At 67.8% G+C, this 23,323-nt stretch carries 24 protein-coding genes; 17 read left to right on the forward strand and 7 right to left on the reverse strand.

Going from position 1 to position 23,323, the window contains the following annotated elements; all coding sequences use genetic code 11:
* Positions 1 to 18: 18 nt before the first annotated feature.
* Positions 19 to 567, forward strand: coding sequence for a hypothetical protein (locus tag CFB24_RS04795; protein WP_088519372.1), 549 nt, complete (start codon positions 19 to 21; stop codon positions 565 to 567).
* Positions 568 to 726: 159 nt separating this feature from the next.
* Complete coding sequence (locus tag CFB24_RS04800) at positions 727 to 2,424, forward strand: methyl-accepting chemotaxis protein (protein WP_158255198.1); 1,698 nt, start codon at positions 727 to 729, stop codon at positions 2,422 to 2,424.
* A 67-nt stretch (positions 2,425 to 2,491) separates the two neighbouring features.
* Here CFB24_RS04800 and CFB24_RS04805 read toward each other — a convergent pair whose 3' ends face one another.
* Positions 2,492 to 4,120: an FMN-binding glutamate synthase family protein gene (locus CFB24_RS04805; RefSeq protein ID WP_088519374.1), complete on the reverse strand. Its 1,629-nt coding sequence runs from the start codon at positions 4,118 to 4,120 to the stop codon at positions 2,492 to 2,494.
* A gap of 122 nt (positions 4,121 to 4,242) precedes the next feature.
* Here CFB24_RS04805 and CFB24_RS04810 point away from each other — a divergent pair, with 122 nt between their 5' ends.
* From CFB24_RS04810 to CFB24_RS04830, 5 genes are all read left to right on the forward strand, one after another.
* A complete protein-coding gene (locus tag CFB24_RS04810) occupies positions 4,243 to 5,454 on the forward strand; it encodes an MFS transporter (RefSeq protein ID WP_088519375.1) in 1,212 nt (403 codons plus the stop codon).
* 7 nt (positions 5,455 to 5,461) lie between these two features.
* Positions 5,462 to 6,148 carry a fumarylacetoacetate hydrolase family protein gene (locus CFB24_RS04815; RefSeq protein WP_088519376.1) on the forward strand — a complete coding sequence of 229 codons (687 nt, stop codon included), beginning with the start codon at positions 5,462 to 5,464 and terminating at the stop codon, positions 6,146 to 6,148.
* Positions 6,149 to 6,286: 138 nt separating this feature from the next.
* A complete protein-coding gene (locus CFB24_RS04820) occupies positions 6,287 to 7,303 on the forward strand; it encodes a hypothetical protein (protein ID WP_141098351.1) in 1,017 nt (338 codons plus the stop codon).
* Complete coding sequence (locus CFB24_RS04825; protein ID WP_088519378.1) at positions 7,303 to 8,412, forward strand: MoxR family ATPase; 1,110 nt, start codon at positions 7,303 to 7,305, stop codon at positions 8,410 to 8,412. Before CFB24_RS04820 ends, CFB24_RS04825 begins: the two co-directional genes overlap by 1 nt.
* Positions 8,405 to 9,772 carry a vWA domain-containing protein gene (locus CFB24_RS04830; protein WP_244593177.1) on the forward strand — a complete coding sequence of 456 codons (1,368 nt, stop codon included), beginning with the start codon at positions 8,405 to 8,407 and terminating at the stop codon, positions 9,770 to 9,772. Before CFB24_RS04825 ends, CFB24_RS04830 begins: the two co-directional genes overlap by 8 nt.
* Positions 9,773 to 10,071: 299 nt before the next feature.
* On the opposite strand, the gene CFB24_RS04835 is transcribed toward CFB24_RS04830, so the two are convergent.
* Both CFB24_RS04835 and pufB read right to left on the reverse strand, forming a co-directional pair.
* A complete protein-coding gene (locus CFB24_RS04835) occupies positions 10,072 to 10,290 on the reverse strand; it encodes a light-harvesting protein (RefSeq protein WP_088519380.1) in 219 nt (72 codons plus the stop codon).
* A 12-nt stretch (positions 10,291 to 10,302) separates the two neighbouring features.
* Entirely contained in the window at positions 10,303 to 10,434 is a 132-nt protein-coding gene (pufB, locus tag CFB24_RS04840; protein WP_088519381.1) for a light-harvesting antenna LH1, beta subunit, read from the reverse strand.
* A 565-nt stretch (positions 10,435 to 10,999) separates the two neighbouring features.
* Here pufB and CFB24_RS04845 point away from each other — a divergent pair.
* From CFB24_RS04845 to CFB24_RS04860, 4 genes are all read left to right on the forward strand, one after another.
* Positions 11,000 to 13,324 (forward strand): GAF domain-containing protein, encoded by a 2,325-nt coding sequence (locus CFB24_RS04845; RefSeq protein WP_088519382.1) that lies wholly within the window; start codon positions 11,000 to 11,002, stop codon positions 13,322 to 13,324.
* Positions 13,321 to 13,986, forward strand: a complete 666-nt coding sequence (locus CFB24_RS04850) for a response regulator (RefSeq protein WP_088519383.1) — start codon at positions 13,321 to 13,323, stop codon at positions 13,984 to 13,986. Before CFB24_RS04845 ends, CFB24_RS04850 begins: the two co-directional genes overlap by 4 nt.
* Before the next feature lie 53 nt (positions 13,987 to 14,039).
* Entirely contained in the window at positions 14,040 to 15,203 is a 1,164-nt protein-coding gene (locus CFB24_RS04855; protein WP_088519384.1) for a GNAT family N-acetyltransferase, read from the forward strand.
* A gap of 100 nt (positions 15,204 to 15,303) precedes the next feature.
* Positions 15,304 to 15,729, forward strand: coding sequence for an HIT family protein (locus CFB24_RS04860; RefSeq protein WP_088519385.1), 426 nt, complete (start codon positions 15,304 to 15,306; stop codon positions 15,727 to 15,729).
* Positions 15,730 to 15,777: 48 nt separating this feature from the next.
* On the opposite strand, the gene CFB24_RS04865 is transcribed toward CFB24_RS04860, so the two are convergent.
* Positions 15,778 to 16,428 carry an aldolase/citrate lyase family protein gene (locus tag CFB24_RS04865; protein ID WP_088519386.1) on the reverse strand — a complete coding sequence of 217 codons (651 nt, stop codon included), beginning with the start codon at positions 16,426 to 16,428 and terminating at the stop codon, positions 15,778 to 15,780.
* 187 nt (positions 16,429 to 16,615) lie between these two features.
* Here CFB24_RS04865 and CFB24_RS04870 point away from each other — a divergent pair, with 187 nt between their 5' ends.
* Complete coding sequence (locus tag CFB24_RS04870) at positions 16,616 to 17,899, forward strand: DUF2336 domain-containing protein (protein ID WP_088519387.1); 1,284 nt, start codon at positions 16,616 to 16,618, stop codon at positions 17,897 to 17,899.
* A 22-nt stretch (positions 17,900 to 17,921) separates the two neighbouring features.
* On the opposite strand, the gene CFB24_RS04875 is transcribed toward CFB24_RS04870, so the two are convergent.
* Positions 17,922 to 18,500, reverse strand: a complete 579-nt coding sequence (locus CFB24_RS04875) for an NUDIX domain-containing protein (RefSeq protein ID WP_088519388.1) — start codon at positions 18,498 to 18,500, stop codon at positions 17,922 to 17,924.
* A 2-nt stretch (positions 18,501 to 18,502) separates the two neighbouring features.
* Positions 18,503 to 19,294: an NAD kinase gene (locus tag CFB24_RS04880; RefSeq protein WP_088519548.1), complete on the reverse strand. Its 792-nt coding sequence runs from the start codon at positions 19,292 to 19,294 to the stop codon at positions 18,503 to 18,505.
* A 303-nt stretch (positions 19,295 to 19,597) separates the two neighbouring features.
* Between CFB24_RS04880 and CFB24_RS04885 the strand changes: the two genes are divergently transcribed.
* The 4 genes from CFB24_RS04885 to CFB24_RS04900 all read left to right on the forward strand — a co-directional run bounded on the left by CFB24_RS04885 (position 19,598) and on the right by CFB24_RS04900 (position 21,724).
* Positions 19,598 to 20,383, forward strand: coding sequence for a Crp/Fnr family transcriptional regulator (locus CFB24_RS04885; protein WP_244593178.1), 786 nt, complete (start codon positions 19,598 to 19,600; stop codon positions 20,381 to 20,383).
* A 4-nt stretch (positions 20,384 to 20,387) separates the two neighbouring features.
* On the forward strand, positions 20,388 to 21,122 hold the full coding sequence (locus CFB24_RS04890) for an AzlC family ABC transporter permease (protein ID WP_088519389.1): 735 nt from the start codon (positions 20,388 to 20,390) through the stop codon (positions 21,120 to 21,122).
* On the forward strand, positions 21,119 to 21,460 hold the full coding sequence (locus CFB24_RS04895; RefSeq protein WP_088519390.1) for an AzlD domain-containing protein: 342 nt from the start codon (positions 21,119 to 21,121) through the stop codon (positions 21,458 to 21,460). Before CFB24_RS04890 ends, CFB24_RS04895 begins: the two co-directional genes overlap by 4 nt.
* 63 nt (positions 21,461 to 21,523) lie before the next feature.
* Positions 21,524 to 21,724, forward strand: a complete 201-nt coding sequence (locus CFB24_RS04900) for a hypothetical protein (protein WP_088519391.1) — start codon at positions 21,524 to 21,526, stop codon at positions 21,722 to 21,724.
* Between the two features lie 23 nt (positions 21,725 to 21,747).
* Here the strand turns inward: CFB24_RS04900 and CFB24_RS04905 are convergent, their stop codons facing one another.
* The gene (locus tag CFB24_RS04905) at positions 21,748 to 22,311 is read right to left on the reverse strand and encodes a nitroreductase family protein (RefSeq protein WP_088519392.1); all 564 of its coding nucleotides are present in this window, start codon (positions 22,309 to 22,311) and stop codon (positions 21,748 to 21,750) included.
* A gap of 109 nt (positions 22,312 to 22,420) precedes the next feature.
* Here CFB24_RS04905 and CFB24_RS04910 point away from each other — a divergent pair, with 109 nt between their 5' ends.
* Complete coding sequence (locus CFB24_RS04910; RefSeq protein ID WP_244593179.1) at positions 22,421 to 23,305, forward strand: hypothetical protein; 885 nt, start codon at positions 22,421 to 22,423, stop codon at positions 23,303 to 23,305.
* Positions 23,306 to 23,323 lie beyond the last annotated feature (18 nt).

Raw genomic sequence — 23,323 nt, forward strand, 5'->3', positions numbered from 1 at the left:
ATCCCGAGGATTTCGCCCATGGCCCGCCTGCGCACCTTCCTGCCGCCCCTGCTCGTCGCGCCTGTCCTGATCGCGGCGGGCGCCCTGCCCGCGCTGGCGCAAGCCTATGACGGCAGGTCCGCGATTCCCGGCTTCGACCATCTGGTCAACCTGCTCGGCTATGACGGTCTGCATGGCGACCAGCGCGACCTGCTGGCCTTGATGCTCATCGTATTCGGGCTGGTTTTCGGCTATTTCGCGCATCTTGGCTTTCGCGACGCCGGTTTTGGCTTTGTGCTCAACGGATTATGCGGCTTGGCCGGAAGTTGCGTCGCCCTGTACGCGCTCGGCCCCAAATTCGGCCTGTTGTCGCAAATGCAGGGGCGCGCCCATGATTTCCTGGTGGCGGTGCTGGCGGGCGGCGCCGCCGTGCCGGCTTTGATCCTCGCCATCCTCCTGCACAGTTTGCGCCGCCGCGCCACGATCAATTTCGTCTATGGCCGGTCGCGGCGCAAACTCGAAGCCCAGCGCGCCGCCCTGATCGAGCCTGAACTGCCGGCGCGCATCGCCAATCTGCTCAAAAAGTGACGCCGCGCGCGACCGGGCCGGCGCCGACAGGGCGACGCAAGGCTACGTAGTCGCCGCAATTTATTTGACCGTCGTCATTAAACATCAGCTAAGATTTCCCGTAGAAGTTGTATTTCAGCATTGACAATGCGAAAACCTTTTGCAGAGGGAAGCCCGCTGATGCATTTCTGGCGCGACCTGAAAATTGGCCACAAAATCAATTCGGCGCTCGCCGCCATGTTTCTGATCGCCGCCCTTATTGGCGGCGTCGCCGCCGTGCAGATGCGCGCCATGGATGCGGATGCGGGAGCGCTTCGCGACGATATCATGCCGTCGCTGGGCAAACTCGGGCAGGTGCGCGTCGGCATCGCCCGTCTGATGAACGCGCAGGCCGACCTGCTGGTGGCGGCGGCGACGCGCAGCGGCGAAGCGGAGGCCAAGGCCGCGCTGGAAGCCGCCGTGCAGGCGGTCGAGCAAGCCTATGACGCCTACAAGCCGCTCATTAAGCCAGCCACCGACGAAGAGGCGCAGATGAAGCGCTTTTTCGAGGCCTGGCGCGAGATGCGCGCGCATGAAAGCGAATTGCGCGATCTGGCCGTCGCCGGCGACGTCGCCGCCGCCACGCAGGTCTATCGCGGATATCTGGCGCCGTTGCGCTCGAAGATTCGCGAGGCGATCGACAGGGCGTCCGAATTCACCAATGGCGAGGCGGCGAAAACCGTCTCGGCCGCGGAGGCCTCGTTCCGTTCGGCGCAATGGAGCCTGACCCTCGCGCTTTTGCTCGGCGCCGTCCTTGGCGTTCTCGCTTCGGTCAGCCTGATCGGCGGCGTCTCGCGCCCGCTCGGCCGCGCGGCCGGGGCGGTGACGCGGCTGTCCAAGGGCGATCTGGACGTCGAAATCCAGGACGACGGCCGCAAGGACGAGGTCGGCGCCCTGACCCGCGCGCTCGCCGTGTTCAAGGCCCACATGCTCCAGACCCGCAAGCTCGAAGCCGAGGCCGCCGCCAGCGCGGCCCGCGCCTGCGACGAACGCCGCGCCCATGCGCAAGAAATGGCCGAGGCGTTCGATCGCAGCGTCAACGCCATCGTCGCCGAGGTCGCCAACGCCGCCGCGGAATTCCAGGGCACGGCGCGCATGATGAGCGAATCCGCCGTGGAGACCGCCAGCCAGGCGCGCACGGTGGCGCAAGCTTCGGAAAGCTCATCCACCAATATCAGCTCGGTGGCCTCGGCCACCGAACAGCTCACCTATTCGGTGCAGGAGATCAACGGCCAGGTCGACCAGTCGCGGCAGATCGCCGGCGAATCCGCCGCGCAGGCGGAAAAAACCGACGCCCAGATGCGCGACCTCGCCGCCGCCGCCGAAAAGATCGGCGGCATCGTCAGCCTGATCTTGGACATCGCCGGGCAGACCAACATGCTGGCGCTCAACGCCACCATCGAAGCCGCGCGCGCCGGCGAGGCGGGACGCGGGTTCGCGGTCGTCGCGCAGGAGGTGAAATCGCTGGCCGAGCAGACCAGCCGCGGCGCCGCCGAGATCGCCGGGCAGATCGACGAAATCCAGGCGACGGCGCAGCGCGCGGCGCAGAACATTTCGGGCATCGTGCGCACGACCGAGGAGACCAACCGCGTCGCCCAGACCATCGCCGCCGCCGTGTCGCAACAGGGCGAGGCGACCGCGGAAATCGCCCGCAACGTGCAACAGGCCTCCAAGGGCGCGCGCGCGGTGGCCGAGAACATCGGCGGGGTGCTGAACGCGGCGCAAAGCTCCTCCGCCGCCTCGACGCAAATGCTGGCCTCGGCGCAGACCCTGCTGAAACAGTCCGGCCGGCTGCGCAAAGAGGTGGATTCATTTTTGGCGAATGTGCGCGCGGCTTGATCGCGCGCACATCACTGGGGAAACTTGCGCGCGGCTTGATCGCGCGCACGTTGGGAACCTCTCCCCGTCAGCCCCGCGACGCCGCAAAACTTTGCGGGTCGGCGCGCTCCCACAGCAGGCGCAAATTGGGGTCGCGCGCGCCGCGCAACAATTCGCCCGGCTCCAACGCCGGATAGAGATCGGCGAAACTCGCCACATTGGTCTCCGACACCCTCCGCCGGAACTGATCGAGCGAAAACTCGCCGGGATGGTCGAGGCCCGACGCCGCCAACAGTTCGGCCAGGCAATGCAGCGTCGCGCGGTGATAATTGGCGACGCGGGTGATCTTGTCGGTCACCACCAGGGCGCGGCCGCGCCACGGGTCCTGGGTGGCGACGCCGGTCGGGCAGGCGTCGGTGTGGCAGGCCAGCGACTGGATGCAGCCGACCGAAAACATGAACCCGCGCGCGGCGTTGCACCAGTCCGCCCCGAGCGCCATGGCGCGGGCGATGTCGAAGGCCGTGGTGATCTTGCCCGAACAGCCCAGCCGGATTTTATCGCGCAAGCCGGCGCCGACCAGCGCGTTATGGACGAAATTCAGCCCCTCGCGCATCGGCGTGCCCAAATGGTCCATGAATTCCCCGGGCGCCGCGCCGGTGCCGCCCTCTTTTCCGTCCACCACAATGAAGTCCAGCGTGACGCCTGTCTGCGCCATGGCCTTGACCAGGGCCAGGAATTCGCCGGGCCGCCCAAGACAGAATTTGACGCCGACCGGCTTGCCTCCGGAAAGATCGCGCAGGTTTTTCGCGAAGGCGAGCAGCTCCAGCGGCGTTGAGAACGCGCTATGCGCGGCCGGCGACACGCAATCCTCGCCAAGCGGCACGCCGCGAATGGCGGCGATCTCCGGCGTGACCTTGGCCGCCGGCAGAACGCCGCCGTGGCCGGGCTTCGCCCCCTGGCTCAGCTTGATTTCGATCATCTTGATCTGGTCTTTGCGGGCGATCTCCGCGAATTTTTCCGGCGAAAACTTGCCGTCGAGCGTGCGGCAGCCGAAATAGCCGGAGCCGATCTCCCAGATCACGTCGCCGCCCTGCGCCTCATGATGGGGCGACAAGGACCCCTCGCCGGTGTCGTGCGCGAAGCCGCCGCGCTTGGCGCCGCCGTTCAGCGCCCGGATGGCATTGGCGCTGAGCGCGCCGAAACTCATGGCGGAAATGTTGAACACCGAGGCCGAATAAGGCTGCGCGCAACCGGGCCCGCCAACCGTCACGCGAAAATCCGGATCGGCCGGCGGGCGCGGCGCGAAGGAATGCAGCAGCCATTCATAGCCATCGGCATAGGGCGCGAGCTGCGTGCCGAACGGCCGTTTGTCGAGCTGCATTTTTGCGCGCTGATACACCAGGGCGCGGCGGTCGCGCGAAAACGGCGCGCCGTCGGTCTCGCTCTCGAACAGATATTGCCGGATTTCCGGCCGGATTTCCTCGATGAGGAAGCGCAGATGCGCGAGGATCGGATAATTGCGCAGCACCGCATGCGGCTTCTGGATCAGGTCGCCGAGGCCGATCGTGGTGAGAAGCCCGCAGAGAACCAGCGGAATCGCCAGCCAGTCGTGTTCGCCCGGATGCAACGCCATGAAGGCCAGACACCACGCGAAACCGCCGGCGCTGAACAGCAGCGGCCAGTGGCGCGGGGCGAAGACCAGGGAAAGCATGCGCATGAATCGCCTCCGATAAACCGAAATCAGACTATCAGAAGGCCAGACGAAGCTTTTGCGAAATCGGCGAAGGCGTTTCGCAGGCGCGCAAGGACACACCGCGTCAACTGTGTTATTTCGCAAGGATGAGCCAATCGGACTCTCCTCGCCTGTCCCCCGCCCTGGTCGCCGTCGCCGGCTGCCTGATCGCGCTGATCTCGTTCGGGCCGCGCTCGGTGATGGGCGTGTTCCAACTGCCGATTTTCGCCAGCCGCGACTGGGGCGCCGGCCATTTCGCCATTGCTCTGGCCCTGCAGAACCTGCTGTGGGGGCTGGGCCAGCCGTTCGCCGGGGCGCTGGCCGACCGATATGGCGCCCGCCCCGTGCTGATCTTCGGCGGCCTGTTCTATGCGCTGGGCCTCGCGCTGATGAGCGTCGCGCCGTCGGGCCTCGCCTTCGACCTGTCGGCCGGGCTGCTGATCGGCCTCGGCCTGTCCGGCGCCTCGTTCAATCTCGTGCTCGGCGCCTTCGCCAAGCTGCTGCCGCCCAAGCGGCTCTCCTACGCTTTCGGCGCGGCGACGGCGGCCGGCTCGTTCGGGCAATTTTTGTTCTCGCCGCTGGCCGGGGGCCTCGTCGCGACCCACGGCTGGGAGACGACCTGCCTGATTTTCGCCGGCGTCACCGTGCTGATCGCGCCGCTGGCCTTCGCGTTAAAAACGCCGCGCGGCGATTTTTCGGCCAAGGGCGGCCAGGGCGCGGTGTTCCGCCGGGCGCTGAGGCATAAATCCTATGTCTTGCTGTCAGCCGGCTTCTTCACCTGCGGCTTCCAGCTCGCCTTCATCACCGTGCATTTCCAGCGTTATGTCGTCGAAGCCGGCCTGTCGCCGGAACTCGGCGCCTGGGCCTTCGCGCTGGTCGGCGTTTTTAACATTTTCGGCTCGCTGCTCGCCGGCTGGCTCGGCGGCTTCCTGCACCGCCCCTATATCCTCGCCTTCATCTATTTCGCCCGCGCGCTGGCCACCGCCGTCTTCATCGCCCTGCCGGCGACCTGGGAATCGACGCTGATCTTCGCCGCCGTCACCGGCCTGTTGTGGTTGTCCACGGTTCCGCCGACCTCCGGCGCCATCGGGCGCATGTTCGGCGCCGGCAACCTGTCCATGCTTTACGGCTTCGCCTTTTTCCTGCACCAGTTGGGCGGTTTCCTCGGCGTGCTGCTCGGCGGCTGGGCGCGGGCCGCCACCGGCTCCTACCTGTCGGTCTGGCTGCTGTCGATCGCGCTGGGGGTGATTTCGGCGCTGCTCAACCTGCCCGTGGTCGAGCGCGAAGTGGAGGAGCCGGCGCCCCAGCCGGCGCGATGAGGCGAACATGACCAACTATGTGATCGACCCGCCGCCCCAGGCCTGCGCGCCCGTCGCCGGCGGGGGCCTGTTTCCGGTGCGGCGCATTTTCTGCGTCGGCCAGAATTACGCCGACCACGCCCGCGAAATGGGCGGCGATCCCCAGCGCAATCCGCCGTTTTTCTTCACCAAGCCCGCCGACGCCCTGGCGGTGAACGGCGCGGACGCGCCCTACCCCAGCCTCACCCACAATCTGCATCACGAGATCGAACTGGTGGTCGCGCTGGCGGGCGGCGGGCGAGACATCGCGGCCGAGGCCGCCGAGGCGCTCATTTTCGGCTATGCCGCCGGAATCGACCTCACCCGCCGCGACCTGCAGGCCGAGGCGAAAAAGGCCGGCCGTCCCTGGGACATGGCCAAGGGGTTCGACGTTTCCGCGCCGCTCGGCCTCATCCGCCCGATCGGCCAGACCGGGCGCGTCGGCCAAGGCCGCATCAGCCTGACCGTGAACGGGGCGCCGCGCCAGAGCGGCGATCTCGCCGACATGATCTGGTCGGTTCCCGAAATCATCGCCATCCTCTCGACCTATGTGAAACTGGCGCCGGGCGACCTGATCTTCACCGGCACGCCCGCCGGCGTCGGTCCCGCCTTGACGGGCGACGTCCTCCATGGCGAAATCGAGGGCGTGGGAGAGGTGACGACGCGGATCGTGTAGAAGCGCCCCCCGCCGCGCGCCGTGGAACCAGACGGCGACGCATGGGTTTGCAAACTTCGGGAAGTGTGTGACGCCCGCAAGACGGGAGGTCTGCTCGTTGAGAACTTCGAACTTGCAATTCCGCATGGGTTGGACGGCGTGACGGAACGCCCCTTCACCCACCACGAAATCCTGCGGCTGATCGAGCCGTTCGCCCGGCGCGGCCGCCATGTCGATCTTGCCGCCAGCGACCGCATGGCGCGTCGCCTGACGTTCCAGCCGATCGTGCATGAAGGCGGCGCGCCCGAATTCGACGGCGCCCGCGAAATCCTGTCGCTGGAAAATCCGCGGCCCAACCTCTATCGGCTGCGCCGAACTGTGACGCTGGCGACCGGCGAGGCGGCGGATCTGACGACGGAAGGCCCCGACGCGGCCGAATTGCTCGACCGCATCGACAGGGTTCCGCCGCGCGATCATTTTCAATGGATCGGCGACCGCCCCATCGCCCGAAGCTATCGGCTGCCGCCCGCCCCCTCCAGCCCGGGGCCGCCGCCGTTGACGCTGACATTGGCCGTGGCGCGTCTGCGCGGGCTGGTTCTGCGGGTGACGCCGTCCACCGTGCAAGGCTATCCGGCCGAGATCGAGCTGACGCCGCTGACCGATCAAGCCGGGGCGGAGCCGCCGCCCGACCTGCCGGACGACATTTTGGCCACTCTGGGCTGGGATTGGAAACCGCTGCGGCGGCGCGGAAACGGCTGGGTCGGCTCCGTTCGCGCGCCGGGCCGCGAGCCCGAACGCAGCCGCCGGGTCGAGGCCGCGCTGGAGACGGCGGTGGCGCATCTGAACCGGACGCTGGCCGAGCCGCCGCATCGCTTTCATGAAAGGCTCGTCCGGGCGCGCTGGATGGTGGTGTTCCGGCGCATGATCCCGATTCTGGTGGTCGTGGTCCTGATGGCCGGCGCGATCGCCACCGCCTTCGTCGACATTCCCCAGGATTCGATGCTGGCGATGCTGATTTTCAACCTGCCCACGGTGTTGCTGGGCCTGCTGTTCACGATGCGCGAGATCCCGCGGCTGGAGTTTCCGCCGCCGCCGCGCGCCTCGCGCAAGCCTTCATGGTTCCCTTCCCGGGCCGGCGGCGAGGCCCCCGACGACGCCGCGTTAGGTGAGGCCTGATGCGCGGCAATCCCATGAACATCCCGCCTGTCTCCATCGCCACGGCCAAGGCCGCGCTGATCGAGCAATATCGCGATCCGACGCTGCGGCGCCGCGCCACCATGCTGTGGGGAACGCGCGGCGTCGGCAAATCCTCCATCGTCCGGCAGGTCGGCGCGCATTTCGGCGTTCCCCTCATCGACCTGCGCCTGACCACCATCGAGCCGGTCGACATTCGCGGCGCCATCTACGCCGACGACGCGCTGGCCAAGACCGTGTGGTTTCCCCCGGAATTCCTGCCCACGCCGGACAGCCCGGAAGGCCTGCTGTTTCTCGACGAACTCACCGCCGCCGACCAGCGGCTGCAAATTTCCGCCTATTCGCTGATCCTCGACCGCCGCGTCGGCAATTACATCCTGCCGGACGGCTGGCAGGTGATCGCCGCCGGCAACGCCAGTTTCCACGGCGCGATCAGCCACGACATGGGCACGGCGCTGGCCGACCGCATGTTCCATTTCAACGTGCAGACGGCGATCGACGCCTTTCTCGATCACGCCGGCGCCAACAATTTCGCGCCGGAGGTGATGGCCTATCTCAAGGTGCGGCCAGACAAGCTCGACGACACCCAGGCGCAGATCGCCGCGGACCATTTGATCGGCGCCAGCCCGCGCGGCTGGGAGGATATTTCCAATGTGCTGAAGTCCGGCCTGTCGGAGGCGGCCAAGCGGGTGTTCGTGCAGGGCCGCATCGGCGCCGCCAACGCCGCCGAGTTTTTCGGCGTGCTGCGCGAGATCCAGGCCGGCGCCGATGTGCTGCGCCTGATGGCGGCGCGTCCCGGCGCGGAGACCGCCGCCCTGCTGCCCCGGACGCTCGACGGCCTCTATGGCATGGTCTACGGGCTGCTGGCCGCGAGCACCGACGACCGCGCCGTCGCGCGCGCCGCCGAGATTTTGGAGCAATTGCCAGACATAAGGGGCGGCGTCGCGCTGCCGGCGCGCGAGGCCCAGACACTGGCGATGGAGCTGCTGATGCAGCGCGCGCTCGCCAGCGGCCTCGAAGCGGCGATTCTCGACAGCCCGTCCTACCGCCGTTACGCCGAGGCGCGGCGCCGCGATGGCGTCGATGCCTGACGATCTCATGGACGATTCGGCGCATCGGGGCGTGCGCGCGGTGCAGCGCATGGTGGAGTTCGCCCCCTCCAGCGGCGGCCTCGCGCTGTGGGTCCGCCACCGCGACCGCAACGACGCCGACGCGCCGACGGTGCTGACCGACGGCGAGACGCTGTACTACGGCCCCGCCTTCGCACGGCTGGGCCTGCCGGAACAGACCGGCCTCGTCGCGCATGAGGTTCTGCATATCGCGTTGCGCCACCCGCAGCGCGCGCTGGAATTGCGGCGGCTGCTCGGCGATATGGACATGCGGCTGTTCAACATCTGCGCCGACGCCATCGTCAACAGCACGCTGTCGCATCTTGGCTGGCTGAAACTGCCGCGCGGCTCGGTCTATCTCGAACAGATTCTGGCGCAGGCGCTGGGCTTGAAGCGCGACGCGGAGACGGCCCTGCTGGAATGGGACGTCGAACGGCTCTACCGCAGCATTGACGACCGCGCGGACGAGAGCGGGCGACGCAAGTCCGAATCGGGCTCTCGGACCAGCCAGTCCCGCTCGAAGGCGGGCGGTTCCTCGCCGCGGGCGGGCGACGACCCGGATCGGCCGATCCCGCGAGAAGACGGGCCGCGCGCGGCGCGGGTGCGGGCGCTCGGCGCGCAAACCGAGCCGGATCTCGCGCCCGGCCCGGACGAGACCGCGCCGGAGCTGGAAGCCGAACAGGCGCGCGAATGGAGCGAACGCCTGATGCGCGGCCATGCCGGCGACGGCGAATTTTCCATGATGCGCGAGCTGATCGCCGATCTGCCGAAAACCCGCACGCCGTGGCGGGAGGTGCTGCGCACGCGGCTGGCCAAGGGGCTGTCGCGCAAACAGGCGCTGTCGTGGTCGCGGCCGACGCGCTCCTATATCGCCAACCAGGGCCGCTCCGGCGCCCGGCGCATGCCGTTCGAGCCGGGAACCTGCGCCAACCGGACCGAGCCGCGCCTGGCCGTGATCGTCGATGTGTCCGGCTCGGTCGATGACGCGCTGTTGCAACGCTTCGCCACGGAGATCGCGGCGATCAGCCGACGGCAGGAGGCCGGGCTGGTTCTGGTGATCGGCGACGATCGCGTCCGCCATGTCGAGGTTTTCCGGCCGGGACGGTTCGGCCTGAGCGATTTCGATCTGGCCAATCCGGCGTTCGCCGGGGGCGGCGGCACCGATTTCACCCCGTTGCTCGAACAGGCCGACCTCTATCGGCCCGACATCGGCGTGGTGCTGACCGATCTGGAGGGACCGGCGCGGTTCGAGCCGGCATGGCCGTTGATCTGGGCGGTGCCGGAATCGCACGCCCTGGCCCAGCCGCCATTCGGCCAGACGCTGACCCTCGCGCATGGCTGAACCCGGCGCCCAAAAACGCGACAACGGCCGGCGTCGCGCGGACGCCGACCGGCGCATCCCAATTTCAAGAATTCGGCCGAGCCTGCCGACAACGGCCGCATCCATTGAAAAGACGTCGCAAGACCACGGCGCCCATGCGTTCGACCGGCCTCCCGGAGCGGCGGTGGACGCGCCGCATGTCCTGGGAGCCTGCCCGTCGAATCGCCTCGTCATACCAGGGCGCGGCAGGCGTCGTCAGACGCCTGCCAATGACGTCGTGGCTTCACATGATCGGGCGACGCCGGATCACATCGACCATCTCAGTTGATGGAGACGTTGCTCGGCAGCGAGGCGACCGGAGCCTGCATGTGCTCGATCGCGGCGGCCTTCTTGACGCCGCCCTGCAGGAACGCGGCATACCAGGTGGTGTGGGTCAGGACGGCCGCATGCACCAGCAGAGCGGTGATGGCGACGGCGCCGAGCATCAGGGGGAGGCCGAAAGCCGGGGGGACGACGGTCCAGATCTTGCCTTGGTTCATAACGGAGACTCCTTAGTGCAGCCAGGGGGTGAGCGTGAAGGCGAGGAAATGCGCGATCGCGGCGATCACGAGGAAAACCCGCGTGCCATCGATGACGTGCTTGTGGAGCTCTTCCGCCTGCTCCGAAGTCAGAACTTCAGCCATTGTACCACCTCTCAACATGCGCCGCTGTTTCTTATCGTGCTAAACCTGCACGCAGGTCGACGCTCCAGCGACCGAGCGGCGAAACGCCTTAAGTATCAGTGTGATACCTGAAATCGTTAACGCAAGTGTCATGATATATTTACGCCTCAATATGTCAATTTAGGGTGACACTCCGGCGCTGTCAGAGAATTCGCCACTGCGGCCTGGGGCGTTTTGGCTTTTCGCTGGGGGAAGTTCCCCAGGGATCGCGTGGCCGATTTTTCGACCTGAAGCGACATTCACGCTGCGGCAATTCAAACTTCTATGTTTCACCGACAAAACGACACGGAATCGCCCGAGGGCGGATGTCAGGGTTTTACCTGAGGCGCGTCGGGCGGTTCCACGCTTTCCCTCCGGGAACTTTCATCCTAATGTGGAGGTCAAGGCTTTGCCGGCGTCGCGCGTCTCAATTGCGGAGACCCGCCCCGAGCTTGCGGACAATTCGATCCGACGACGAACGGCTGACGTCGTCGGTCCTTGAGGGAGGAGGCGGGTCGATGCTTTCGAAACCTCAAGCGTGCGCGCCATGAGCGGCGAACAGCCCCATGAGACGGAGCGTCCCCCGCCCGCGAACGGAGGCGCCACGCCAAACGCCCTGGACCTCACCAGCTGCGATCGGGAGCCGATCCACATTCCCGCTTCCGTGCAGCCGCACGGCGCGCTGCTGGCGCTCGACCCCGAGACTTTTCAAATCGTTCAGGCCGGCGGCGACACGCAGGGCATTTTGGGAGGCCCGCCCGGGAGCTTGCTCGGCCAGAAACTGTCCGACGTTTTGCCACAGAATCTGACGCAGCGCGTGCGCCTGCTGCTTGCGACCGAAGGCCCGATCGTGCGGCCGCTGCACGCGCTGACGCTGGAGTCGCGCGACGGGCGGATGATCGACGCGCTGGCGCACGAAAGCAGCGGACTGGTGGTGCTGGAGCTGGAGCCGGTTCAGGAGAAAAGCCCCGAAGACGCGCTCGGCCTGATGCAGACCATGCTGCAACGCGTCCAGCAGACGACGACGCCGCAGGCCTTTTGCCAGAGCATGGCGGAGGAGGTGCGCCGCGTCTCCGGCTTCGACCGCGCGATGGTTTATCGCTTCCTGCCCGATGGCAGCGGCGTGGTCGAGGCCGAGGCGCGCGATCCCGCCGTGGACTCGTTCCTTGGCCTGCATTATCCCGCGTCGGACATTCCCCGGCAGGCGCGCGCGCTTTACCTCAAGAGCTGGATCCGGCTGATCCCCAACGCCCGCTACACCGCCGCGCCCATTTTGCCGACCGTCAATCCGCGCGACGGCCAGCCGCTGGACCTCAGCTACAGCCTGATCCGCAGCGTCTCGCCCATTCACCTCGAATATCTGCACAATATGGGCGTGACCGCCTCAATGTCGCTGTCGATCATCCTGGGCGGGCGTCTCTGGGGATTGATCGCCTGCCATCATCGCACGCCGCGCTTCCTGACGCACCGGCTGCGCATGGCCTGCGAGCTGTTCGCGCAAATGGCCTCCTCGCAACTGGAGACAAGGGTCGCCGCCGAGGATTTCGAAGCGCAGCTGCGCAGCAAGCGCGTGCATGAGGAACTGGTGACGCGGATGAGCCAGGAGGGCGATCTGGCCGAGGGGCTGATCCGCTGCCGCCCCAACCTGCTCGACTACATCCCGGCCGAGGGCGTGGGCCTGTGGTTCGACGGCCGCTACACCCAGCTCGGCCAGACGCCGAACGCCCGGCAAGTCGCAGAACTGGTCGCATGGCTCAACAAGAATGTGGCGGAGGGCGTCTATTTCACCGACCGGCTGCCGCAGGTTTATCCGCCCGCCGCGCAATTCTCCGACGTCGCCAGCGGCATCGTCGCCCTTTCGGTGTCGAAATTTCCGCGCGATTACGTGCTGTGGTTCCGCCCGGAGGCGGTCCGGACGGTCACCTGGGCCGGCAACCCGGCCAAGCCGGTGGAGCACGGGCCGAACGGCGCCCGCCTCACGCCCAGGAAAAGTTTCGACGAATGGCGCGAGTCGGTGCGGCATCACTCGCCGCCTTGGCGCAATGTGGACGTCGAGGCGGCCCAGACGCTGCGCGTGTCCCTGCTGGAAGTGATACTCAAGCGCATCGATCAGGTCGCGCGCGAGCGGGAGGAGGCGCGGGCGCGGCAGGAGGCGCTGGCGATCGAGCTGGACCGCCGGCTGGAGGAATTGAAACAGGAAAGCCAGCGCCGCGCCGTGGCCGAGACCGAGCTGTCGCTGGTTCTGCGCTCGACGGTGGAGGATCAGGAAGCCGAGCGGCTGCGGATCGCGCGGGAGCTGCACGACAGCCTCGGCCAGACCCTGACGCTGCTGCAACTCGGCCTCGACGAACTCGGCCCCGCCCTGCCCGCGGGCGAAAAGAACCGCCTGACGGCGCTGCGGCAGTTGGCCCAGGGCGTCGGCTCCGAGGTCAACCGGCTGGCCTGGGAGATCCGGCCCACGGCGCTCGACGATCTCGGCTTGCAGACCGCGATCCAGCATTTCGTCGAAACCTGGAGCGAGCGGCTGAACCTGCAGTTCGATCTGCGTCTTGCGCTCAATGACCGGCGGCTCGCCCCGGCGGTGGAGACCGCGCTTTACCGCGTGCTGCAGGAGGCGATCACCAATATCGCGCGGCACGCCGGCGCGACGCGGGTCGGCGTGCTGCTGGAGGCGCGCGACGACGAGGTCCGCATGATCATCGAGGACAACGGCCGGGGCTTCGCCCCTGACGATCCCGTGCGGGCGGGCACGCCGGCGGCGCGGCTCGGCCTGCTCGGCATGCGCGAGCGCCTGTCGCTGATCTCGGGGTCGCTGGAGATCGAATCCGCGCCGGGGCGCGGCTGCACGCTGTTCGTGAAGGCGCCGCTATGACCGAAGTTCCCGAACCAAAACTGCGCGTTTTTCTGGCCGACGACCATCCCCTGGTGCTCGACGGCATCAGGTCGCTGCTGAAGGACGACCCCGGCCTGGAAATCGTCGGCGAGGCGCGCGACGGACGCGCCGCGCTGCGCATGACGATCGAACTCAAGCCCGACGTGATCGTGCTGGACCTTTCAATGCCCGGCATGAACGGGGTGGACGTCACCCGGCGGCTGCGGTGCGAATGCCCGGCCTGCAAGGTCATCATCCTGACCGTGCATGAGGACCGGTCCTATTTCCGCAAGCTGATTGAGGTGGGGGCGGTCGGCTATGTGCTCAAGCGTTCGGTGTCGGACGATCTGCGCCGCGCCATTCATTCGGTCGCCGAAGGCGGCATCTATCTCGATCCGGCGATCGCCGGCAAAGCCATCGACGGACTCGTGAACCGGCCCGGGGAGGCCGCCGATCCCGGCGTCGACTTGAGCGAACGCGAGATCGAAGTGCTGCGGCTGGCCGCCCTGGGCTACAGCAACAAGGAACTGGCGACCCGGCTGACTCTCAGCGTGAAAAGCGTCGAAACCTACAAGGCGCGCGGCATGGACAAGCTGGGTTTTCACAGCCGCGTCCAGCTGGTGGGCTACGCCGTCGCCGAAGGCTGGCTAAAGGATGTGTGACTCGGCCGCGCGCCGCACTGGAATGGCGCGGCTCTTGCTCCCATCTTGGCGCCATGACCGAATTTCGCCTGCGCATCGCGCAAAACCTCGCCGAAGTCGCCCCGGACGCCTGGGACGCCTGCGCCAATCCCCCCGGCCTTCAAGGCGATGAGCGGTTCAACCCCTTCATCAGCCACGCATTTCTCCACGCTCTGGAGACGAGCGGCAGCGTCGGCGGGCGCACCGGCTGGAGCCCCGTCCATGTGCTGGTCGAGAGCGAAGGCCGTCTGGCCGCCTGCGCGCCGGCCTATCTGAAAAGCCATTCGCAGGGCGAATATGTGTTCGACCACGGCCTCGCCGACGCCTATGCCCGGGCGGGCGGGCGCTATTACCCCAAACTTCTGTGCGCCGCGCCGTTCACGCCGGTGAACGGGCGCCGGCTGCTGGTCGCCGCCGACGCGCCGGAGGGCGCGCGCGCGGTCCTGCTCGGCGGCCTGCGCCAACTCGCCGACAAGCTCGGCGCCTCCTCGCTGCATGTCAATTTCGCCGACGCCCCCGACATGGATTTTCTGCGCGAGTCCGGGTTGATCGCGCGAAAAGGCCAGCAGTTCCATTTCTTCAATCGCGGCTACGCCTCGTTCGACGATTTTTTGAACGCGCTGGCCTCGCGCAAGCGCAAGGCGATCCGCAAAGAGCGCGAGCAGGCTTTGTCGGCGGGAATTTCGGTGGAATGGGTCACCGGCGCCGATCTGACCGAGGCGCATTGGGACGCGTTTTTCGCCTTCTACATGGACACCGGCGACCGCAAATGGGGCCGGCCCTATCTCACCCGCGCCTTTTTCTCGGCGCTGAGCGAAAAGCTCGCCGACCGCGTCCTGCTGGTGATGGCCCGGCGCGAGGGGCGGCTGATCGCCGGGGCGCTCAACCTGATCGGCGACGATGCGCTCTACGGCCGCAACTGGGGCTGCCTTGAGGACCACCCCTGCCTGCATTTTGAGCTGTGCTACTATCAGGCGGTGGATTTCGCCCTGGCGCGGGGGCTGAAGCGGGTGGAGGCCGGCGCGCAGGGCGAGCACAAGCTGGCGCGCGGCTATGAGCCGGTGGCGACCTTTTCCGCCCACGAATTCAGCGACCCCCGCCTCGCCGCCGCGGCGGTGGATTTTTTCGCGCGCGAGGCCGAGGCGGTGGACGAGGTCATCGCCGAATATGCCGGCCATACCCCGTTCCGAAAAGAGTGAGCCGAGGTCTGCGGCGCTTTTGCGATTGACCCCGCCGGAGCTTTTTGGTCAGTCTCCTGACGCTGTCTCCGCATCGCAACGGAGGTGAAAGGACTTTTCCATGGCCGTCGCTTACGATCCCGACAATATTTTCGCCAAGATCCTGCGTGGCGACATTCCTTGCGTCAAAGTGTTCGAGGACGAGAAGGCCCTCGCCTTCATGGACGTGATGCCCCGCGCCGACGGACACGTGCTGGTGATTTCAAAAACCCCCGGACGAAACATTTTCGACCTGCCGGCGGAGGCGCTGTCGGACCTGATCCTGCGCGTACAGAAAGCGGCGCGGGCGGTGGTCAAGGGCATGGGGGCGGACGGCGTCACGCTGCACCAGTTCAACGAACCGGCCGGCGGCCAGAGCGTGTTCCACATGCACTTTCATGTGATTCCGCGCTGGGAAGGCGTCGCGCTGCGCCCCCACGGCGGCGCCATGGCCGAACCGGCCCTGCTGGAAAGCCACGCCGCGAAAATCCGCGCAGCGCTGGACTGAACCCGCGCCTCCGAAAGATTGGGCCGCCGCCCCGCCCGCTGGCGGCGGTCAGCGAAAGGCGCGTTGGGCCGCTTCCGCCGCCGCCGCATTCGCGACCAGGGCGCCGGCGAAGCCGCCGCGCCGCGCCTCCGAAAGCGTCTCCAGCACGGCGCTGGCGTCGAGCAGCGCCGGGGTTCCCCCGGCGGCGGCGGCGAATATCAGTTGCGCCCGGGCGTAAGAGAGAACGTCGGAGTCTTCGTCCACGCCCAGCGCGCCCGCCAGCGCGGCGGGGTCCCAGATCAGGCCGACCAGCCGCCGCGAAGGGCGCGCCATCGCGCCCAAGGCGAAAATCGCCTCCGGCAGATCGGCGGCCGCGGCGAGAATGCGGGTCGAGCCGTCCTCCAGGCCATTCTCCGCCTCGCGCACCGCCAGCTTGGCGCCGAGATGCTGCACGTCGCGCCCGCCGCAGGCCTGGGGCAGAATGATGCCGTAAGGCGCCTGCGCCATCACCGTGTCGAGATCGGAATCGGCGAGGCCCGACGTCAGCGCGTGGATGCGCGCCAGCGCGCGCCGGCCGCCATCGCGCAGCGTTTTCAGCATCGAAGCCGCCTCGGAGGCCCCGCCCTCGCTGACGTCGATGGCGACGGCCTCGGCCACGCTGGCGAGCGCCGCCTCGAACCGGGCGCCGTCTCCGGCTGGAACGAGAAAAATCGATCGCATCCTCACCTCCCTGCGGGCGCCGGCTCCGACGAGGTCCCGGCTGTGTTTATGCTTGGGGGCCTTTCGCCCAAATCCGGCAAAGCCTTTTTTTTAAGCGGGTTTGCTTCGTTAAGCCAGTGTTTACCTTGATTTCAGATGATTACTTAACCAAACGGCGCCCCGCCGGTCGAGTTAGTCAGGTTCGCGCATGATCGTCCGCAAATTCATCCAGTGGTCGCTAGGGGCCTCGGCGGCCGCGCGCGCCGACGGCGCCGCGGCGCTGGCCCGCGCCTATCTTTACAGCGAAATGACCCCGACCGACCGTCGGGAGGCCGAAAGCGCGTTTTACGCCCTGCTCGACGACGCGTCGCCGCTGCCGCGCCGCGCGCTGGCCGAGGCCTTCGCCGGATCGCCCGACGCGCCGGCGGCGGTGATCCAGGGACTCGCCCGCGACAATTCCGATATTTCGACCCGGGTGCTGGCGCGCTCGCCCCTGCTGTCCGACGCCGATCTGATCGATTGCGCCGCGGTCGGCGACAGCGCCGCCCAGGCGGCCATCGCGCTGCGCCCGGAGCTGGCGCCGGCCGTCTGCGGCTCGCTGGCGGAAATCGCCGGGCGCGAGGCGGCGATCGCGCTGGCGGTGAATGAAACCGCGCATGTTCCCGATTTCGCCCTGCGCCGCATGGTCGAACGGTTCGGCGACGACGGCGAGGTGCGCGAAGCGCTGATCGGGCGGGCCTGGCTGCCCGCCGCCGCCCGCGCCGCGCTGGCCGACGCCGCCGCGCGGGCGCTGACCGCCTTCGTGGTGTCGCGGCAATGGGTCAGCTCCGCGCGCGGCGAACGGATGGCGCAGGAGGGCCGCGACCGCGCCACCATGATCATCGCCGCCGGCTGCGCCGGCTATTCCGAGGAAACCGCCGCGCTCGCCGCCTATCTGCGCGCCGCCGGGCAGCTCACCCCCGCCGTGACGCTGCGCGGCCTGATGTGCGGCCAGAGCGGGCTGTTCGAGGCGACGCTGGCGGAATTGTCCGGGCTGAGCGCCCGCCGCGTCGCCGGTCTGGCGCGCGAACCCTGGTCGGACGCCTTCGCCGCCGTCTATCTGAAGGCCGGCTTCCCCGCCGGCCTGCTGGTCGCCTTCCGCTCCGCGCTGGCGGCGGGGGCGCGAATCCGCGCCGACGACGACGCCGAGGAGGGCGCGCTGCGCCTGCCGCTGATCCAGGCCGTGCTGGCCGATTGCGCCAAAGCCATGGCGCGCGGCGAGGCGGCCGGGCTGAACAATGTGATCTCGCTGTTGCGCCGCTTCGAGCTTGACGCCGCCCGCGACAAGGGCCGGCGCGACGTCGCCCGCATCCAGGCCAAGCCCGAGGCGGATTCGTCGACCGTGACCTTCGGCCTGCCGGCCACGCTGACGCTGCGCCCGGACAGCCAGGACGACGAAGGCGGCGTGATGGTCGATCTGGAGGCGCTGGAGCGCGAGCTGATCGCCGCCTGAGGCGAGGCGCCTGCGGCGCGCTTCAGCGCGCCATCAGCCCGGACGCATGCAGCCAGTAAAGCAGCGTGAGCGTCTTGGCGTCGCGGATCTCGCCCTTGCCGGCTTGCGCCAGCGTTTCGGAAAAATCCGCTTCGATCACCTCGATGTCCTCGCCTTCCTCCTCCAGCCCGCCGCCGGCTGCGACCCGCTGCGCCGGGGCGTAGGGCGCGACGAAGAAATGCAGCTTTTCCGTGGTGGCCGCCGGGCTGACGAAGGCCTCGAACAACAGCCGGGCGTCGCCGATTTCCAGCCCCATCTCCTCCATCGCCTCGCGGCGCATGCAGGCCTCGGGATCCTCGCCGGGATCGAGCGTGCCGGCGCAGGCCTCCAGCAGGCTCAGCGAGTGGTCGTTCATATGCGCGCCCAGCCGGAATTGCCGGATCAGCAACACCTTGTTGCGTTCGCCATCGTAGGGCAGCACCGTCACCGCGTCGGGACGGCGGAACAGGCTGCGCTTGTGCGCCTCCCATCCTTCGCCGCGCTGCAATTGATAGGTGACGCTCGAATAGGAATATTTGTCGGAAACCAGAACTTTTTCTTCAAGATCGCGCAGTTTCGTCATGATCAATGCCTGAATTGTTCGCGCAGAATGCGTTCTTCCATGGAATGGCCGGGATCGTGCAGCAGTTCCAGCCCGGTCGTGTCGTCCAGCGCCGCCACCACCCGCGCGATGTCGCGGAATTCGGTGTGGTCGGCCACCGCCGCCACCGGCCGCTTTTCCGTCTCCAGCACCTCGATCACCACTTCGGCCTTGCTGGACAGCAGCGCGCCGCGCCAATGACGGGGACGGAAGGCGGAAATCGGGGTCAACGCCATCAGCGGGGCCTCGATCGGCAGGATCGGCCCGCCGGCTGACAGGTTGTAGGCGGTGGAGCCCGCCGGCGTCGCCAGCAGCACGCCATCGGCGGTCAGTTCCGCCAGCCGGATCTGGCCATCGACGAAAATGCGCAGTTTGGCGGCTTGCGCGGACTGGCGCAGCAGCGACACTTCGTTGACCGCCCGCGCCTCGCGGATTTCGCCGCGCGTGGTCTCCGTCGCCATTTTCAGCGGATTGATGATGGTGCTCTGGGCCTGGGCGAGACGCTTGCGCAGGCCGGTCTCGCGGAACTCGTTCATCAGGAAGCCGACGGAGCCGCGGTTCATGCCGTAGATGGGGATGCCGCGCCCCATGAAGCGATGCAGCGTCTGCAGCATCAGGCCGTCGCCGCCCAGGGCCACGGCGACGTCGGCCTCGTCGGAATGGACGTCGCCATAGCGGCCGACCAGCCGGGCGCGGGCCTCGTCGGCCGCGGGCGTGCCGGAGGACAGGAAGTGGATTCGCTCGAGCCGGCGCGCGCCGTTATGAGCCTCGGCCATGGCGACAGGCACCCCTTTTGCTTCGGGTCGTTCGTCCGGGGGCGAAACGATCCACGCGACAAATCGACGCGCGATGCCGGAGAGCCTTAAAGCCGGAAACCGCGAAGGGCAAGCAATACGGCGGCAAAACCGCCCCCAGAACGACGAAACAAGCGTCTGGGAGAATTCAATTTGGGTGACGACGAAATGAATGTTTGTCGTTGACGAGGATCAAAAACTTGTGCGCCCCGTTTTCGATGCTAGACTTGTCCCCTGCGGTAGGAGCCGAAACGGCGCCGTGGCGGTCAGTTGGGGGAGCGCGACTTGGAGAGTCTGGTCGAAAAGGCCCTTGTGGAAACGGTGTTTGGGCGTCTGGAAACCAATACACGCATCATCCCCTGCAACACGCACAAGCCGCCGCCGAGTCCTGGACTCGACTGCTGCGACTGCGAAATCAAGGACCAGAGCGTGTGCTGCGCGCTGGACCCCGAAGGGCTTGAAGCGCTCGAACGCATCGGCCGTACTCAGGGTTACCCAGCCAAGAGCACGATTTTCGAACAGGGGCGCGAGGCGGGATTCGTCTATAATCTCACCTCGGGGGCGCTGCGCCTGTCGAAACTGTTGCCGGACGGGCGGCGGCAGGTGGTCGGATTCGCCATGCCCGGGGACTTCCTCGGTCTCGATTTCGAGCCGACGCACGGCTATACGGCCGACGCGCTGACCCCGGCCAAGCTGTGCCAGTTCTCGCGGGTGGGCTTCAGCGACATGATCGACGGCAAGCCGCGCCTGCTGCGGCGGCTGATGGCCATGGCCTCGCATGAGCTGGGGCTGGCGCAGGAGCAGATGGTGGTGCTCGGCCGCCGCACGGCGGAAGAGAAGATCGCCGCCTTTCTGGTCGGCATGCGCAAGCGTTATGCGCGCATCAACGGTCCCTCGGTGCATGTGCCGTTGCCGATGACGCGGCTCGACATCGGCGATTATCTCGGCCTCACCGTCGAAACCGTGAGCCGGATGATGACCCGCATGGCGCGGGAAAAGACCATCGTCATCGTGCCGGACGGCGTGCGCCTGCTCGACCTGCCGCGTCTGGAGCGGCTCGCGGAAGTCTGAGGCCTTGCCTTTTAGCGCCTGGCTCGGGCCGGACGACAGGAACTGGCTGAAGGCGGGCGCGCGGACCGCCTTGAGCGGCCCCGCGTTCTATGTCGCGCTGTCGCTGATGAGCACCGGCGCGCTGGCCCGCGCGGCCGATATGCCGCCCGGCGCCGCCATGCTGGCGACCGCGCTGATCTGGGCGGGGCCGGGACAAGTGCTGTTCTTCGGCGCCCTGGCGGCGAAAGCGGCGCCGGCGGCCATCGCTTTGGCTGTGAGTCTGTCCTCGGTCCGCCTGCTGCCGATGTGCCTGTCGGTGCTGCCCATGCTGCGCGGCCCGCGCACGCGGCGGTGGGTGCTGGCGCTCGCCGCGCATTTCATCGCGGTGACGGTCTGGACCGAATCGCTGCGCCGCCTGCCCGACATGAAGCGGGAGGGGCGGATGCCGTTCTTCTTCGGTTTCGCCCTGACCTGCGTCGCCCTGACCACGCTCGCCAGCGGGCTGGGCTACTGGCTCACCGCCGCCATTCCCGGGCCGCTGGCGGCCGGCCTGATGACGTTGTCGCCCTTCTACTTTCTCGCCGCCACGGCGCGGGCCGCGCGCGACGGCGCCGACTGGCTGGCCATCGGCGCCGGGGTCGTGCTGGCGCCGCTGGCCGAAGCGACGGTCGGCGGCGATTTCGACCTGCCGCTGGTGGCGCTGCTGGGCGGCGGCGGCGCGTGGCTCGTCGGCTTTTACGCGCGAAAGGCGGCGGCGTGAGCCTGGATCCGGTCGCCGCGCCCTATCTCGCAGTCGTCCTGCTCGGCTTTCTGCCCAGCGAGGTCTGGCGCTGGCTGTCGGTCGCCCTTGCGCATCGCATCGACGAGGACTCCGAGGTTTTTCGTTTCGTGCGCAGCCTCGCCACCGCGCTGCTGGTCGGCGTGGTTTACAAGATCGTCGCGGCCCCGGCGCGGGAGCTGGCGGCGGCGCCGCTGTGGGCGCGCGGGGGCGCGTTCGTGTTCGCGGCGGCGGCGTTTTTCGGATTCGGCCGTTCGGTGTTCGCGGCCATCCTCGCCGGCGAGGCCGCCGTGATCGCCGAAGCCTGGTGGTGGGGCTGACGAAGGAACCACGGGCGGGCAAATTCGTCTGGAGTCATTGCGACATTTTCCAGGAGCGCCCCAATGCGAATCTTGCTTGCCTCCGCCCTGCTCTGCGCCCTCGCCGCGCCCGCCTTCGCCCTGCCGCCGGCGCCCTCCGGCCTGTCCGCGCCCGCCCCGCTCGTTCCGGTCAAGAGCAAGGGCAAGGCGGGCAAGGGCAAGGCCGCCAAGGCGAAATGCGCGCCCGGCGCGATTTGTCCGCTGGTCGGCGGCGGCGATTACTGACCGCCGCTCGCCTTAAGCCTGACTCAAAACCACTGAGTCAGCGCGGCCACGTCCGGTCGGGCGCGATCCTCAATCTCGCCCTCGACGCGGCCGATGTGGATATAGCCCGCGATCTTCTCATGCGCCTCCAGACCGAGCCGGTCGAGCATGTCGCGGTCATAGGCGATCCATTCGGTGAGCCAGGCGGTGCGGTAGCCCATCGCCACGGCGGCGACCGTGAGGTTCATGCACACCGCGCCCGCCGACATTTCCTGCTCCCAGAGCGGGATTTTCACATGCGGCGCGGCGCGCGACACCACCGCCACCACCAGCGGCGCGCGGGAAAACCGCGCCTGTTCCGCCGCGAGCCTTTCCTCGCCCGCCTGCGGATTTTGCGCGCGAAAAACCTCGGCGCACAGCGCGCCGGCGCGGGCGCGGGCCTCGCCCTCGAACACGATGAAGCGCCACGGCGCCAGCTTGCCATGATCGGGAACGCGCGCCGCGATCGCAAGCATTTGCGCGACCTCGTCGCGGGTCGGAGCCGGCCCCTTCATGATCGGCGGCGGCGCGGAGCGGCGGCGGGCGAGCAGGTTCAGCGTGTCGTTCATGGCGATCCTTCGACGCAAGGTCCCGAATGCGGTCGCCGCGACATTGGCCGCAAAAATGTCGCTTTGTAAACCGATGCAGAACGGCCATTGTGCGGAGATGACAAAGCCCATGACCTTCTGGCGCCTCGCGCTGCCGGTCGTCCTGTTCGCGTGCGCGCCCGCCTGCGCCGGCGCGCCCGTGACCTTGAGCGCCGTTTACGCCCCCAGCGATTCCCAGCCGATTCGCTCCGGCGTCACCTGGCGGGTGTTTTCCGCGCGCGCCGAAGCCGACGGCGCTTATCCCCTGATCGCGGAATCCAGCGAAGCGACGCCGGTCGTGCCGCTCGACGACGGCGACTATATCGTGCACGCCGCCTGCGGCCTCGCCGGGATCGCCAAGCGGATCACGGTCGGCGCCGCGCCGATGTCGCAAAAGCTGGTGATGAACGCGGGCGGCCTAAAACTCGCGGGCATGCTAGGCGACGCCGGTATCCCGCCGTCCAAGCTGGTGATCCAGGTCTACCTGCCCTCCTCGACCGACCCGGAAGCCAAATTGATCCTGCCCAGTCTCAAGGCGGGCGAATCCGTCTGCCTGCCGGAGGGCAATTATCACGTCGTCTCCAAGCTGATGGACGCGGCCGTCGGCGGCGCCAACGCCACCAATTCGGTGATCTACGCCGATTTGCGCGTGATCGCGGGCAAGCTGACCTCCGGCGAGTTGCGCCATCGCGCCGCCACCATGACGCTGAAACTCGTCAACGCGCCGGGCGGCGAGGCGCTGGCGAACACCGCCTTTTCCGTGCTGACGCCGGGCGGCGACGTCATCCGCGAAATGATCGGCGCCTTCCCCTCGCTGGTGCTGGCGGAAGGCGAATACATCGCCATCGCCCGCCACGAGAACAAGACCTATCAGGCGACGTTCCGGGTTCATTCCGGCGAGGATCGCGACGTCGAAGTGCTGGCGCAGCAGCCGGCGCCCGAAGGCGACCAGCCGCAGCAAGCCACGCCCGACTGAAATCGGGCGGGCGCATAG

The sequence above is a fragment of the Rhodoblastus acidophilus genome (assembly GCF_900187365.1).
GTDB classification, from domain to species: domain Bacteria; phylum Pseudomonadota; class Alphaproteobacteria; order Rhizobiales; family Beijerinckiaceae; genus Rhodoblastus; species Rhodoblastus acidophilus.

Excerpts from the sequence above, each read along its gene's own strand:
- CFB24_RS04795 (WP_088519372.1), top strand. The coding sequence starts at position 19 with ATGGCCCGCCTGCGCACCTTCCTGCCGCCCCTGCTCGTCGCGCCTGTC.
- CFB24_RS04800 (WP_158255198.1), top strand. The coding sequence starts at position 727 with ATGCATTTCTGGCGCGACCTGAAAATTGGCCACAAAATCAATTCGGCG.
- CFB24_RS04805 (WP_088519374.1), bottom strand. The coding sequence starts at position 4,120 with ATGCGCATGCTTTCCCTGGTCTTCGCCCCGCGCCACTGGCCGCTGCTG.
- CFB24_RS04810 (WP_088519375.1), top strand. The coding sequence starts at position 4,243 with ATGAGCCAATCGGACTCTCCTCGCCTGTCCCCCGCCCTGGTCGCCGTC.
- CFB24_RS04815 (WP_088519376.1), top strand. The coding sequence starts at position 5,462 with ATGACCAACTATGTGATCGACCCGCCGCCCCAGGCCTGCGCGCCCGTC.
- CFB24_RS04825 (WP_088519378.1), top strand. The coding sequence starts at position 7,303 with ATGCGCGGCAATCCCATGAACATCCCGCCTGTCTCCATCGCCACGGCC.
- CFB24_RS04830 (WP_244593177.1), top strand. The coding sequence starts at position 8,405 with ATGCCTGACGATCTCATGGACGATTCGGCGCATCGGGGCGTGCGCGCG.
- CFB24_RS04835 (WP_088519380.1), bottom strand. The coding sequence starts at position 10,290 with ATGAACCAAGGCAAGATCTGGACCGTCGTCCCCCCGGCTTTCGGCCTC.
- pufB (WP_088519381.1), bottom strand. The coding sequence starts at position 10,434 with ATGGCTGAAGTTCTGACTTCGGAGCAGGCGGAAGAGCTCCACAAGCAC.
- CFB24_RS04845 (WP_088519382.1), top strand. The coding sequence starts at position 11,000 with ATGAGCGGCGAACAGCCCCATGAGACGGAGCGTCCCCCGCCCGCGAAC.
- CFB24_RS04850 (WP_088519383.1), top strand. The coding sequence starts at position 13,321 with ATGACCGAAGTTCCCGAACCAAAACTGCGCGTTTTTCTGGCCGACGAC.
- CFB24_RS04855 (WP_088519384.1), top strand. The coding sequence starts at position 14,040 with ATGACCGAATTTCGCCTGCGCATCGCGCAAAACCTCGCCGAAGTCGCC.
- CFB24_RS04860 (WP_088519385.1), top strand. The coding sequence starts at position 15,304 with ATGGCCGTCGCTTACGATCCCGACAATATTTTCGCCAAGATCCTGCGT.
- CFB24_RS04865 (WP_088519386.1), bottom strand. The coding sequence starts at position 16,428 with ATGCGATCGATTTTTCTCGTTCCAGCCGGAGACGGCGCCCGGTTCGAG.
- CFB24_RS04870 (WP_088519387.1), top strand. The coding sequence starts at position 16,616 with ATGATCGTCCGCAAATTCATCCAGTGGTCGCTAGGGGCCTCGGCGGCC.
- CFB24_RS04875 (WP_088519388.1), bottom strand. The coding sequence starts at position 18,500 with ATGACGAAACTGCGCGATCTTGAAGAAAAAGTTCTGGTTTCCGACAAA.
- CFB24_RS04880 (WP_088519548.1), bottom strand. The coding sequence starts at position 19,294 with ATGGCCGAGGCTCATAACGGCGCGCGCCGGCTCGAGCGAATCCACTTC.
- CFB24_RS04900 (WP_088519391.1), top strand. The coding sequence starts at position 21,524 with ATGCGAATCTTGCTTGCCTCCGCCCTGCTCTGCGCCCTCGCCGCGCCC.
- CFB24_RS04905 (WP_088519392.1), bottom strand. The coding sequence starts at position 22,311 with ATGAACGACACGCTGAACCTGCTCGCCCGCCGCCGCTCCGCGCCGCCG.
- CFB24_RS04910 (WP_244593179.1), top strand. The coding sequence starts at position 22,421 with ATGACCTTCTGGCGCCTCGCGCTGCCGGTCGTCCTGTTCGCGTGCGCG.